13 protein-coding genes are annotated in these 12,997 nt (G+C 67.1%); 4 read left to right on the top strand and 9 right to left on the bottom strand.

Annotated elements, in window-relative coordinates:
- Positions 1–158: 158 nt before the first annotated feature.
- Genes glpA through OB916_RS05330 form a run of 3 tightly spaced genes read left to right on the top strand, consistent with a single transcriptional unit; the run spans position 159 to position 4,424 of the window.
- On the top strand, positions 159–1,850 hold the full coding sequence (gene glpA, locus OB916_RS05320) for an anaerobic glycerol-3-phosphate dehydrogenase subunit GlpA (RefSeq protein ID WP_315908248.1): 1,692 nt from the start codon (positions 159–161) through the stop codon (positions 1,848–1,850).
- Entirely contained in the window at positions 1,840–3,102 is a 1,263-nt protein-coding gene (gene glpB, locus OB916_RS05325) for a glycerol-3-phosphate dehydrogenase subunit GlpB (RefSeq protein WP_315908249.1), read from the top strand. The genes glpA and glpB overlap by 11 nt, the downstream gene beginning before the upstream one ends.
- On the top strand, positions 3,099–4,424 hold the full coding sequence (locus OB916_RS05330) for an anaerobic glycerol-3-phosphate dehydrogenase subunit C (RefSeq protein WP_315908250.1): 1,326 nt from the start codon (positions 3,099–3,101) through the stop codon (positions 4,422–4,424). Before glpB ends, OB916_RS05330 begins: the two co-directional genes overlap by 4 nt.
- Positions 4,425–4,598: 174 nt before the next feature.
- Here OB916_RS05330 and OB916_RS05335 read toward each other — a convergent pair whose 3' ends face one another.
- The 4 genes from OB916_RS05335 to OB916_RS05350 are packed head-to-tail and all read right to left on the bottom strand — an operon-like array spanning position 4,599 to position 8,819.
- Positions 4,599–6,497, bottom strand: a complete 1,899-nt coding sequence (locus OB916_RS05335; RefSeq protein ID WP_315908251.1) for an NADH-quinone oxidoreductase subunit 5 family protein — start codon at positions 6,495–6,497, stop codon at positions 4,599–4,601.
- On the bottom strand, positions 6,494–6,772 hold the full coding sequence (locus tag OB916_RS05340; RefSeq protein WP_315908252.1) for an NADH-quinone oxidoreductase subunit K: 279 nt from the start codon (positions 6,770–6,772) through the stop codon (positions 6,494–6,496). The genes OB916_RS05335 and OB916_RS05340 overlap by 4 nt, the downstream gene beginning before the upstream one ends.
- On the bottom strand, positions 6,769–7,323 hold the full coding sequence (locus OB916_RS05345; protein ID WP_315908253.1) for a hypothetical protein: 555 nt from the start codon (positions 7,321–7,323) through the stop codon (positions 6,769–6,771). Before OB916_RS05345 ends, OB916_RS05340 begins: the two co-directional genes overlap by 4 nt.
- On the bottom strand, positions 7,320–8,819 hold the full coding sequence (locus tag OB916_RS05350; RefSeq protein ID WP_315908254.1) for an NADH-quinone oxidoreductase subunit N: 1,500 nt from the start codon (positions 8,817–8,819) through the stop codon (positions 7,320–7,322). The genes OB916_RS05345 and OB916_RS05350 overlap by 4 nt, the downstream gene beginning before the upstream one ends.
- Before the next feature lie 102 nt (positions 8,820–8,921).
- Between OB916_RS05350 and OB916_RS05355 the strand changes: the two genes are divergently transcribed.
- Positions 8,922–9,386: a hydrogenase maturation protease gene (locus OB916_RS05355; protein WP_315908255.1), complete on the top strand. Its 465-nt coding sequence runs from the start codon at positions 8,922–8,924 to the stop codon at positions 9,384–9,386.
- Positions 9,387–9,422: 36 nt separating this feature from the next.
- Here OB916_RS05355 and OB916_RS05360 read toward each other — a convergent pair whose 3' ends face one another.
- Genes OB916_RS05360 through OB916_RS05380 form a run of 5 tightly spaced genes read right to left on the bottom strand, consistent with a single transcriptional unit; the run spans position 9,423 to position 12,993 of the window.
- On the bottom strand, positions 9,423–9,779 hold the full coding sequence (locus OB916_RS05360; RefSeq protein ID WP_315908256.1) for a 4Fe-4S dicluster domain-containing protein: 357 nt from the start codon (positions 9,777–9,779) through the stop codon (positions 9,423–9,425).
- Positions 9,776–10,768, bottom strand: a complete 993-nt coding sequence (locus tag OB916_RS05365) for a complex I subunit 1 family protein (RefSeq protein ID WP_315908257.1) — start codon at positions 10,766–10,768, stop codon at positions 9,776–9,778. Before OB916_RS05365 ends, OB916_RS05360 begins: the two co-directional genes overlap by 4 nt.
- Entirely contained in the window at positions 10,765–12,030 is a 1,266-nt protein-coding gene (locus tag OB916_RS05370) for a hydrogenase large subunit (protein WP_315908258.1), read from the bottom strand. The genes OB916_RS05365 and OB916_RS05370 overlap by 4 nt, the downstream gene beginning before the upstream one ends.
- A gap of 2 nt (positions 12,031–12,032) precedes the next feature.
- The gene (locus OB916_RS05375) at positions 12,033–12,494 is read right to left on the bottom strand and encodes an NADH-quinone oxidoreductase subunit C (protein ID WP_315908259.1); all 462 of its coding nucleotides are present in this window, start codon (positions 12,492–12,494) and stop codon (positions 12,033–12,035) included.
- Positions 12,472–12,993: an NADH-quinone oxidoreductase subunit B family protein gene (locus OB916_RS05380; protein WP_315908260.1), complete on the bottom strand. Its 522-nt coding sequence runs from the start codon at positions 12,991–12,993 to the stop codon at positions 12,472–12,474. Before OB916_RS05380 ends, OB916_RS05375 begins: the two co-directional genes overlap by 23 nt.
- Between the last annotated feature and the right edge of the window lie 4 nt (positions 12,994–12,997).

Below are 12,997 nucleotides of genomic sequence, written 5' to 3' on the forward strand. Positions count from 1 at the left end.
GATCCTCAGAATCGGGGGGAGCGGCGCGGAAAACCCCTGGGCGGACGAGTGGTTACTCCGTCGAAACAGACGAGGATGTACAATACTATTCTTTACCAGTAACTGGGGGAGCGCACGTAAACTAAAGTAGGGTGATTACCAAGTCCCGACGAGAACCGATGAATAATCCATCGACGATCGTCATTGGGGGCGGCGCGACCGGCGTCGGGATCGCGCGCGACCTCGCGATGCGTGGCGTCGACGTGACGCTCGTGGAGAAGGGGAACCTGACCCACGGGACGTCCGGCCGGATGCACGGGATGCTCCATAGCGGTGGCCGGTACGCCGTCACCGACCAGCACAGCGCGGAAGACTGCATGACAGAGAACCGGATCCTCCGGGACATCGCCTCCCACTGCGTCGAGATGACCGGTGGGCTGTTCGTCCAGATGCCCGAGGACGACGACGAGTACTTCCAGCAGAAACTGGAGGGGTGTCTGGAGTGTGATATCCCTGCCGAGGAACTGACCGCCGAGCAGGCCCTGGAGATGGAACCGTACCTCTCGGAGGACCTCGAACGGGCGATCTGGGTCCCCGACGGGGCGATCGACCCCTTCAGGCTCTGTGTCGCTAACGCCGTCAGTGCGGAGAACCACGGCGCACGGATCGAGACCCACTCGGAAGTGACCGACCTCCTGGTCGAGGACGGCGAGGTCGTCGGCGTCGAGGTCGAGCACAAGTCCGGAGCGGGGAGTCGTGTCCACGGCAACGAGGGCGAGATCGAGGAGATCTACGCCGACCACGTCGTCAACGCCGCGGGGGCGTGGGCCGGGCAGATCGGCGCGATGGCCGACCTCGACGTCGAGGTCATCCCGGCGAAAGGCGTCATGACCATCATGAACGTCCGGCAGGTCGACATGGTGATCAACCGCTGCAAGCCGCGGGGCAACGCAGATATCATCGTCCCCCACGAGACCACGGCCATCCTCGGGACGACCGACGAGGAGGTCGAAGACCCCGAGGACTTCCCCGAGGAGCAAGCGGAGGTCGACTTCCTCATCGAGGAGATGTCGAAGATGGCACCGATCCTCGAAGACGCCCGGACCCTGCGATCATACTGGGGCGTGCGACCGCTGTACGAACCGCCGGGGACCGGTACCGAGGAAACCGAACAGATCACGCGGAACTACTTCGTGCTCGATCACGACGAGCGAGACGGGACGCCCGGCCTGACGACCGTCGTCGGCGGGAAGTTCGTCACCTACCGGAAGATGGCTGAGGACTGTGCCGACCACGTCTGTGACCTGCTGGGCGTCGACGCCGAGTGTCGGACGGCCGAGGAACCGCTCCCGGGCAGCGAGGACGACGCGGTGCTGAGCGATGCGATGGATCGCTACGGCCTGCGCTCGCCGGTTGCCCGTCGGAACAAGCAGCGACTCGGCAGCCGCTACGACGACGTGCTCTCTGGCGCGGACCCCAACCCCGTCGTCTGTGACTGCGAGGGCGTGACCCGCGCCGAGGTCCAGGACGCGATCGAAAGTGTGGGAACCGACCTCAACGCCGTCCGCCAGCGGACGCGGGCGTCGATGGGGACCTGCCAGGGCGGTACCTGTGCGTATCGACTGGCGGCCGAACTCCACCCCGAGTACGACGAGGAGACCGCCCGGGCCGCGCTCGAAGAGCTGTATCAGGAACGCTGGAAGGGCCAGCGCCACGCGCTCTGGGGCGAGCAACTCTCGCAGGCGACGCTCAACCACGCCGTGCACGCAAGTACCATGAACCGCGATCGCGATCCCACCGACGTCAGCGTCGACTTCGACGCGTTCGAGTCCCGGGCCGTCGCCGACGGAGGTGAGTCAGATGGCGATTGAAGACGACGTGCTGGTGATCGGCGGCGGTATCGCCGGTCTCACGAGCGCCATCGCGGCCGCTGAGGCGGGCGCACGCACGCGTCTGGTCACCTACAAGCAGAGCACGCTCGGGAACGCGAGCGGTCTCGTCGACGTACTGGGATACGCCCCGGGCGACGACGCGCCGCGTGCCGATCCGTACGACGCGATCGCGCAACTCCCCGCCGAGCATCCCTACAGCAAGGTCGGGGCCGACGCCGTCCGCGAAGGACTGGCGCTGTTCGACGACGCCGTCGGAGATGGCTATCTCGGGAGCCAGTCGGAGGCGAACGCGCTGGTGCCGACCCACGCCGGTTCGGTCAAACCGACGGCGCGATACCCGCGCTCGATCGCCCCGGGGCTCGCCAGCGACGACCGGGACATGCTGCTTGTCGGCATCGACAGCGTCACCGGCTTCGACGCACCGATGGCCGCCGATCACCTTTCGGCCGTCGACGTGCCTTTCGACGTGCGCGGCGAGACCGTCCGCTTCCCGAAATCGTTCCCGCAAGACGCGGACGTGACCCGCTACGCCCGGGCGCTCGACCGCGACGAGTCGACCGACGCCGGAACCGTCCGGGAGGTGCTTGCCGATCGCGTCGAGACCGTCCTTGAAGACGAGCGGCGCGTCGGCTTCACGGCGTTGCTGGGTGACGCCCGCCACGAGGCCGTCCGGACGGAGTTGCAGGACTGGCTCGGCGTCGACGTCTTCGAGGTACCCACCGGGCCGCCGAGCCTCCCGGGATTGCGGCTGGAAGACGCCCTCTACGACGCGGCCGAGGACGCCGGGGTCCGGATCACGTCCGGCAACCCGATCGTCGACTACGACGCCGACGGTGGCCGGGTCGAACAGGTGCTCATGGACCGGATGGGTTCGGAGGTTGCCTACGAGGCCGAACAGTACGTGCTGGCGACCGGCGGCCCCGTCGGCGGCGGGATCGAGTCCGACCGAGACGTCGTCGAGGAACCGATCTTCGGCCTGCCGGTCGAGCACCCCGGCGACCGCTACGAGTGGTTCGCGGACGACGTCTGGGGCGACCACGCGTACACGACCTTCGGCGTCGATGTCGACGACGACCTGCGCCCGGTCGCGGACGAGGAGGTACAGTTCGAGAACCTTCGCGCCGCCGGCAACGTGATCGGCGGCTACGACTTCGCCACCGAGAAATCCGGCTGTGGCGTCTCGCTGGCCACAGGATACGTGGCCGGCAGTGAGGCAGGTGAGTTGACATGAGCAAACCAGAGGAATCCGAGACGTTCGATCCCGTGGACCTGTTCCCGGAAGCGACGGAGATGGACCTCCGCCCGGGAGTCGACAAGTGTGACAAGAACAGCAACTGCGAGACGGTCTGTCCGGTCGCGGAAGTCAACGAGGACTTCCCGGGACCGAAGTTCCAGGGGCCCGAACAGTGGCGACTCACCCGCAAGGGCGACCTGGAGTTCGACGAGTCGGTCGACAAGTGTCTGAACTGCATGCGGTGTGATACCGCCTGTACGAACGGCGTCCCGCTGGGGCAGATGCACAACGTCGCCCGGGCGAACTACGTCGACAACCAGATGAACCACGCTTCCCGGGAGTTCCTCCGCAACAAGATGCTGGCCAACTACGGCACGCTGGGGAAACTCGGGAGCATGATGCCCCGGATTTCGAACGCCGTCTTCGGGCTCGGGGCGACGCGCTGGCTGAACGAGAAGCTGCTCGGCTTCCCGAGCGAGCGCTCGTTCCCCGATTTCGCCACTCAGACCTTCCGGGGCTGGTGGAGCGACCGCGGCGGCGACGCCACCTCTGCCGAACGAGCCCGCGAAGCCCGCGAGGCGCGCGGCGAGGACGGTGAGGACAAGAAGGTCGCGTTCTTCCACGGCTGTTACGCCAACTACCACCAGACCGAGGTCGCCAAGTCGATGGTCCGGCTCTACGAGTCGCTGGGCTACGAGATCGCCGTGCCCGAACAGAGTTGCTGTGGCACGCCGATGTTCGCGAACGGGATGCTCGAGGACGCCCGTGGTGTCGCCGAAGGCAACGTCGACACCTTCGGCTCGCTCGTCGAGGACGGCTACGACCTGATCGCGACCTGCACCTCCTGTTCGATGGCCCTGCGCAAGGAGTACCCCGAACTGTTCGACATCGACGGCATCGAGGACGTCGCCTCGCACATGTTCGACGCGGTCGAGTACCTCCGGGTCAACGAGGATCTCGAAGCCGAACTCGAGGCCGCCGACGTCGACTTCCCGGCGATGACCTACCACGCCCCCTGTCACGGCGAGGTCATGGGCGTCGAGGGGATCATCACCGAACTCTTCGCGGACGTCGACGGCGTCGAACTCGATGACACGGGCGACGTCTGCTGTGGCCTGGCCGGCACGTACGGCTGGAAAGAGGAGAAGTACGACGACTCGATGGAGATCGGCGCGGAGATGTTCGAGGCCTTCGAGGAGGCCCCGGGCGAGGTCGCGCTGACCGAGTGTCCGATGTGCAGCGCCCAGATCGAACACGGCACCGGCTACGAGGTCAAACACCCGATGCAACTGCTCGAGACGGCGCTGGTCGAGTCCTGACGCGTCGCCTGAACTTCGTGCAGCCACGCAGAACAGACGCCCATTCCGTTCGCCGGTGACGCAGCACCGACGCGCATTCCTTTCCCGGTGACGCTCGAACGAGTTCTCGTACGGATTATTGTACCGCTTCGACCGCCCCGCGGTCGGTGCGGACGGGACGTACAATAACCCGTCTCACAGAGCGACCAGCACGGCCAGGCCGGCGGCGAACGCGAGCGCGATCGCGGCGACGGTCGAGTTCGTGTGGCCGCGCTGCAGGCGCCGGCTCCGGGACGCGACCCACGCGTAGGCGCCGACCGACCGCAGATAGAGGTCGTCGAACCCGTAGCGTCGATCCAGGATCGACGTGACGAACGTCGGCGTGACGCCGGCGATCGCGGCCCGGTACCGGAAGCCGACCGCCCCGGCGACGAGAACCGTGCCGGTCAACGCCAGCGTCGACGTCGTGACGACGTGGTCGACGAAACTCGACAGCGTGTAGGTCTCGACCGCGCGGGCCGGAACCGTCTCGGCCAGCGCCTGCGAGAACGACGGGACGGCAGCCCACGACCCGAGCGTCAGGACCGCCAGCACGAACAGCGGTACCGCCATCCGGATCGGAACCCGGCCGGCGTCTGTCGACGGCTCGCCCGTGAACACGAGGACGTAGATCCGCAGCGAGTAGACGACGGTGAGGACGGCCGTGACTGCCAGGACCGCCCCCGCAGCGACTTCGATCGGACTGCCGTGCAGTCCGGTTCCCAGGATTAGCTCCTTCGTCCAGAAGCCGTTGAACCCGGGGACGCCGATCAGCGCCAGGATCCCGACCAGGAACGTCAGGTTCGTGACCGGCATCTGCTGGCGCGACCCGATGCCGCGGTGCTCGAACATGTCCACGTGCTTGTGGACACTCCCGCCGATCTCGTAGATCACCGCGCCGGCACCGAGGAACAGCAGTGCCTTGAACAGCGAGTGGCTCAGCAGGTGGGCGGTCGCCGGAACGAGTCCGTGCGTCAGCCCGAGCGCGGCGAAGACGTAGCCCAGTTGGCTGATCGTACAGTAGGCCAGCGCGCGCTTGAAGTCGTTCTCTCGGGTCGCAAGCACTGCCGCGAGGAACGCGGTGGCGGTCCCGACGGCCAGCACGAGCGTGTGCCACCACGCAACCGACTCGAACAGCGGTCGCGTGCGGGCGAGCAGGTAGATCCCGGCGTTGACCATGCAGGCCGCGTGGATGAGCGCGGTCGAGGTCGTCGGGGCCTCCATCGCGTCGGGCAACCAGACGTGCAGCGGGAACTGCGCGGACTTGCCGACGGCCGCGAGCACGAACAGGCCGCCGACCCAGGCGAGCACCCACGTCGGAACGCCTCCGGCCTCGGCCAGCGCGATCGTCTCCTGCACGGAGAACGTCCCCGTGTGCGCGTACAGGACCGCGATCCCAGCGAGCAGCCCGACGTCACCGAAGCGCGTGACGACGAAGGCCTTCATCCCGGCGCGGGTCGAGGTCCGATCCCGGAGCCAAAAGGCGATCAGCCCCATCGAGCAGAGGCCCAGCACCTCCCAGAAGGCGTACAGCGCCACCAGCGAGTCGCTGAGACCGAACCCGATCATCCCGCCGACGAACAACAGCGTCAGCGCGTAGTAGCGAGTCAGCCCGTCCTCGCGCTCCATGAACCGCGTCGAGAACAGGAGGACGAGCGCCCCCACGACGCCCGCGATGGCGGCCATCGTGACGCCCAGAATGTCCAGATACAGCCCGAAGGAGACGTCGACGGCGGCCGCCCAGGAGACGCTGTAGTGGACGGATTCGCTCCCCGTCGCCTCCAGCGCCTGTGGGACCAGCGCGAGGGTCAACACGCCGGTGAGCGTGCCGACCAGCGTCGCGAACCAGGCCCGCGCGCGGTCGCCGGCGCGCGCTGTGACCGGCACGAGCGCCGCACCGACCAGCGGCGCGATGATCGCGGCCAGCGCGAGTACCGCGGGCGTCGCGAGACCGCTCCCCTCGACTCCCACGCCGACGGCTCCGAGCAGGACGCCGGCAGCGACGAGTCCCGGCAACGCCGCGGTCGTGTTCTCGACCGTGACGTTCGAGGTCACCATGACATCGCCCCCATTGCGTCGAGATCGAGCGTGTCGTACTGGCGATACACCGCGACGGCCATGGCCATCACGACGGCGACGACGATCGCGTCGACGAGGATCAGCAGGACGACGATCCCCTGGCTCGCCGCGTCGGTCGCGGCGAAGATCACCAGCGCTGCCTTCGAAGTGAGTTCGATGCCGACGAGCGTCTTCAGCAGGTTTCTGCCGGCCAGGACGCCGACGAATCCAACAGCCAGCATCGCCAGTGCTGCACCCAGTGGGACTGTCATGCTATCTCCTCCGTTTCGACTGCGCCTGATTCCGCCGCTTCGGAGGCCTCGCCGGGAGCCCGCTCGCTCTCCGGCGGTGCGAGCGGCGTCGTGAGCCGCGAGATCGCCAGCACGCCGACGAACACGAGGACGGTCACCAGCAGCACGTCCAGCGGATGGGCCGCCCAGAACCACTCGACGAACGGCTCGGTGGCTGCTGTCGACTCCGCCAGCGTGATCGTTGAGAGCCCCTGCCAGGCGAGCCCCAGCGCGGCGAGGAAGACCGCCCCCGCGCCGCCAGCCAGGACGGCGGTTCGTCCCCGGACGTACCCGACGTGGTCGTCGTCGGTCATGCTGATCACCAGCAGGAAGAGGATCGAGACCAGCCCCCCGGCGACGGTCGCCTCGAAGACCGCGGCGTAGGCCATCCCCTCGACGAACAGGAACGCTGCCAGCGCGAGACTCGACAGCGCCAGCGCGGAGACGACCCGGATCATGTCTCGAAGCCCGACGGCCGCAACCGCGAAGACGAGCATCGCCGCGAGTGCGGCGATGCCGACTGTCGAGGTCACGAACCCACCCCCGTTAGCGCGTCAGCCATCGCCTCCGCGGCCGGATGGACGATCTCGAAGCCGGACATCGGCACGAGCCCGACGACGATCGTCAGCGTCGTAACCGCGACCAGCGGGACCGCGATTGCTCGTGGCGAGGGTCCCAACGTCGCCAGCGACTCGTCGCCGCTCGCGAACAGACTCCGGAGCAACGGCAGGTAATAGCCCAGCGAGAGAAAGGAGTTGGCGACGACGACGAGCGCGAGCACGATCCCGGCCGTGCCGGCGACCTCGGCGCTCGCGACGACGATGAACAGCTTTCCCCAGAAGCCCGCAAGCGGCGGGACGCCGGCGAGCGCGAGGACGCCGACGACGAGCGCGCCGGCCGCGATCGGCATCCGGTAGCCGACCCCCGCGAGTGAGTCCATCGTCCCGGGATTGTCCGGGTCCGCCCGGCGCAACCGATAGAGGATCGCGCCGACGGCCAGGAACGCCCCGCCCTTCATCAGGGCGTTCGCCAGGATATGGAAGAAGGCCCCGTCGAAGGCCAGCACACCGCCGCCGTAGAGGCCCACGCCGAGGCCGACGACGATATAGCCGATGTGGGGGATACTCGAATAGGCGAGCAACCGCTTGAGTTCGCGCTGGCGCAGCGCCAGCAGGTTGCCGACGGTCATCGTCACGACCCCGAATCCGACCAGCAGGAGGCCGCTGGGGATCGACCCGGGGAAGACGGCCAGGCACTTGACGATTGCAACGAGCGCTGCGGGCGTCGCGACCCCCGCCAGCAGTGCGCTGACGGCCGCCGGTGCCTCGGTGTAGGCGTCGGGCAACCAGGCGTGCAACGGGACGATCGCGGCCTTGACGCCGAACCCGACGACTAACAATAGCACGGCGACTGCGAGCGGATCGACGAGCTGACCCTCCGCGGCGACGAGTGCCGGACCCAGCGCGTCGAACGCGAGGACGCCACCGCTCTGAGCGTAGACCAGCGAGATGCCGACGATCGCGAGCACGGAGCCGACGACGTTCATGATCAGATACCGGGTGCCGGCGGCGACCGCTCGTTCTCGTCCGAGTCTGAACGGGACCAGCGCGTAGCTCGCGACGGCCAGCAGCTCGAAACTGAGATAGAGCGTGAACATGTCGGCGGCGAAGCCGATCCCGACGACGCCGGCGACGAGCGCGACCACGAGCGGGTAGTAGGTCTCCTGGCCAGCGTCGAGAAACCGGACGGACGCGACACACACGAGGGCCCCGACGAACGTGGCGATCCCGGCCACGAGCACGCCCAGGTGTGTGACTACCACCGCGCCCTCGCTGCCCAGCACCGACGCCGTCCTCGGCAGTGAGCCGGTCGCCAGTACGGCAGTCGTGGCGAACGCGACGACGCAGACCAGCGACGCGACCCAGCCGGCGACCGTCTCCTGATCCGGCGCGGCCGCCACGACGTACGTTAGCAACACACCGACGAGCAGCACACCTAGCGGGCCGACGGCCAGCGGACTCGCGGTCATGTCCTCACCTCCTGACTAACACCAGCGTGGCCCATCGAGCGTCTCGGCGCAGCCGATCTCCGGACGCAAAGTGTTTTGCACGTGAACGTCGTGTCCCGAGACGTGTTCGAACAGCTCTCGCGTGTCGAGACCGACCGCGTCGCCGTCGTCGGGATGGGTGCCGAGGGCCGCGGCGACGACGCCGCCGGTCTCGAAGTGGCGCGACGACTCGATTCGACCCAGGGCCTGCACGCGATCGAGGGCGGCGTCGCGCCCGAGAACTTCACCGGCGTCGTCCGGGACTTCGAGCCGACGCTGGTCGTGCTGGTCGACGCCATCGAGTTCGGGGGTGAACCCGGCGACGTGGCGGTGATCGACTCCGACGACCTCCGGTCGGGATCGGTGTCCTCGCACACGCCGACGCCGTCGATGCTCCTCACGTACCTCGAACGCGAGACCGGCGGGACCGCCGTCCTGGTTGGCATCCAGCCGGCGACGATCGACCCCGGCGACTCGGTGTCACCCGCCGTCGAAACGGCCATCGAGGAGACCGTCGCCGTCATCGAACGTCTGTGTGCCGTCGAGTGACTGCATCGTATCGTAGCGTGATTGTCTCTCATTGTATCACCTTTCGAACGTATGTGTCGTCTCGAACGACGCGGGGTCCGAACTCGCGAGATCGTACTCTTCGGACATGGTGATCACGTCTGTGGGACAGGACTCGCCACACTGGCCACAGAACATGCACGCCGATTCGTCGTAGCGCCAGGAAATCTCCGAGCCGTCGGCCTCGACGACGATCGCGTCGGCCGCACAGTGGCGTTCGCACATGCCACAGCCCGTGCAGCCGTCCGGGTCGAACGCGACCCGCCCGCGGAACCGGTCTGGCATCGACCGGGACTGCTCCGGGTAGCGGATCGTCGCACTGTCCTTGCCGAGTGTCTTGAGCGCTTCCGGAACGAGTTTGCCAGGTAATCTCATGGAATCACCTCCGTCGTGCCGACGACGCCCACCACTGCCAGCTGGATCAACGCAAGCGGGACCAGCCACAGGTAGAACACCGAGACGAGTTGTTCGATGCGCAACCGGGCCAGCACCGCCCGCAGGACCGTCAGCACGAACACGATCGCGAGGGTCTTCACCAGGAAGACCCCGAATCCGATGACTGCGCCGGCAGTGCTACCGACGTCAGCGATCGCACCGGCGGGATACGGTCCGCCGAGAAACAGCGCCGACAGCAGTGCCGCGCCGACGACCAGCTCGACGTCCTTGGTCAACCGGAACAGCGCGAGCTTGCGGCCGGAGTACTCGACCAGCGGCCCCGTGACGAGTTCCGTCTCTGCCTCCGGTACGTCGAAGGGGATTCGCTCGAGCTTCGCCTGCAGCGAGAGCAGCGCCACGGCGAAGCCGATCGCGAACACCGGGATATACAGCGGCCGGGTCCCGACGAAGCTCGCGATACCGGAGACTGACCAGGTACCGGCGGCGACCGCCGGCGCGAGACACGCGAGGAAAAAGGGGATCTCGTAGCCGAACAGTTGCGTGAGCGTCCGGACGGTCCCGACCTGGCCGAAGGCGTTCCGGGAGTGCCAGCCGCCGAAGATCAGCGCGAACGACGGGATCGTCAGCAAGAAGAGGACGACGATCAGATCGCCCTGGAACGCGAAGACGGCCTCAACGCTCCAGATCGGAACGTACAGGATGGGCGTCAGCACGCCGGCCAGCGCGACGATCGGGGCAGCCTCGAAGATCGTCCCCTCGGCGTCTTCGGGGACGATACTCTCCTTCGAAAGGAGTTTCAGGAAGTCGGCGAACGGCTGGACGGCCGGCGGTCCGACCCGGTTCTGGAGCCGGGCGTAGAGCTTCCGGTCGGCGTATTCGGCGACGAGGGCGTACCCGAACAGGAAGGCAAAGCCCGGAAAGACCAGCACGTAAAACAGGCTCTGGCCGAGTTCGACCGCGAGGCTCATCGCGTATCACCGCCCTCGTACCACTCGATGCCGTACTCTCGGAGGTCGTCCAGCGTGTACCCCCCGGGGTCGTCGTCGGTCCCGGACTCGTCGACCCCGACCACCCCGCTGTCCGTCGCATCGGCCAGGGTGGCCTCGTCTTCGGCGACGGCCACGCCGATGCGGGACGTGCAACTGATGCAGGGGTCGATCCCGGCGACGACGATCGGCGTATCGGCGATATAGCTCCCTTTCAGCGCCTCGACGACCGTCGGCCAGTTCGCCAGCGTCGGCACCCGCACGTGGACTCGCTCGGGCGTGTCGCTGCCGTCGCTGCGGATGAAATGGGTGAGTTCGCCCCGCGGTGCCTCGTAGCGACTGAGCACGTCGCCGCTCTCGATGCCCGCGAGCAGGGCCTGCGGGGGCTTCTGACTCGCCTTCAGCTCTCCCTCTGGGAGATCCGCGAGCACCTGCTCGATGATAGCGACGCTCTCGGCGAGTTCTTCGATCCGGACCTGGAGTCGCGCCAGGAGGTCGCCGTCCTCGGCGGTGATCACCTCGAAGTCGACTTCGTCGTATGCGGCGTACGGTTCGTCCTTGCGAACGTCCCCCTGGACGCCCGACGCGCGGGCCGTCGGACCGACGGCACACAGTTCCTGAGCGCGCTGCTTCGAGACGACGCCGACGTCTTCACACCGAAGCTGGACCGTCCGCTCTGCGGGCACGGTTTCCAGGTAGAAGTCGATGCGATCGGACAGCTCTGCCATCCGGTCGCGGATCGCGTCGATCGTCTCCGTATCGATGTCCTCGCGGACGCCGCCGATCGTGTTGATCGAGTAGTGGACGCGGTTGCCCGTCAGCTCTTCCAGGCTATCCATCACGGCCTCGCGGTCGCGCCAGGCGTACTGCCAGAGGGTGTCGAACCCGATCTCGTGGCCGGCGACGCCCAGCCAGAGCAGGTGGCTGTGCAGCCGCTCCAGTTCGGCCACGAGCGTTCGGACGTAGCGAGCACGATCCGGCACCGAGAGACCCAGCAACTGTTCGACGCCCCGGACGAACGCCGTCGTATGGCTGTGCGAACAGATGCCACAGATCCGTTCGAGCAGGTAGATGTTCTCCAGGTAGCTCTTCGATCGGACCGCCTGTTCGATCCCGCGGTGGTTGTACGAGATCGACAGTTCCGCGCCGGTGATCTGTTCGCCCTCGACGGTGAGTTCGAAGTTCGCCGGCTCCTTCAGCGAGGGATGCTGGGGGCCGATAGGGATCGTCGTTTCCTCGGCCATCGTCAGTCACCTCCCTCCTCGTCGACCCGGAGCGGTGACCCACCTTCCCAGTCGTCCGGGAGCAGGAGCCGCTCGGGATTAGGGTGGTCGACGACTTCGATACCGAGCATGTCGATCAACTCCCGCTCGTACATGCTCGCGCCGGGGATCCGATCGGTGACCGTCCGGAGCCGGGGGTCGTCTTTGGGGAGACTCACCTGCAACGTCACTGTCCGGGTCCCGTCGTTCTCGACTGTCTTGGCGCGTGGTCGCAAGTGATAGAGTATGTCGATTTCTTCGCCAGCATCGACGCCCGTGATCGTCACGAGATGCGAAATCTCGGCTTCGAGCAGGAACTCGAGCGCGTCCCCGAGACGGTCCCGACTCGCGAGCGAGACCGTCTGCCGGCCGTCCGCGCTCCGGTCGATCGATTCGACCGCGTCGGGGAGTTCGTCCGCCATCTCACGTATCGGCGACGTGCTCATCGTCGATCACCCCCGCTGGCGCGTCACTGTCCTCGAAGATGCCTTCGCTTCGCTCGCGAAGCCGGGACGCTTTCCCGCCTTCGCCGGATTCTTCCAGGAGTCTGACGAGCCCGTCGATCAGCGCCTCCGGCGAGATCGGACAGCCGGGGACGTACATGTCGACGGGGATCACCTCGTCGACGCCGTCGTGGCAGCTGTAACAGTCCTGGAAGACGCCACCCGACGCGGCACAGGAGCCGGCAGCGACGACGAGTTTCGGCTCCGGCATCTGCTCGTAGATCCGCTCCAGACGCGGCTCCATCTGCCGGGTGACCGGCCCGGTACAGACGAGCACGTCCGCGTGACGAGGTGTGTCTTTCTTTAGGACGCCGAACCGTTCGAGGTCGTAGCGCGGCATCAGCGAATCGAGCGTCTCGATGTCACAGCCGTTGCAACTCCCGCAGTTGAGATGCAGTATCCACGGCGAGGCGCTGCGTGCCCATTCGAGGAGTTTCCCCATCTTT

Source organism: Halapricum hydrolyticum (assembly GCF_025517535.1).
GTDB classification, from domain to species: domain Archaea; phylum Halobacteriota; class Halobacteria; order Halobacteriales; family Haloarculaceae; genus Halapricum; species Halapricum hydrolyticum.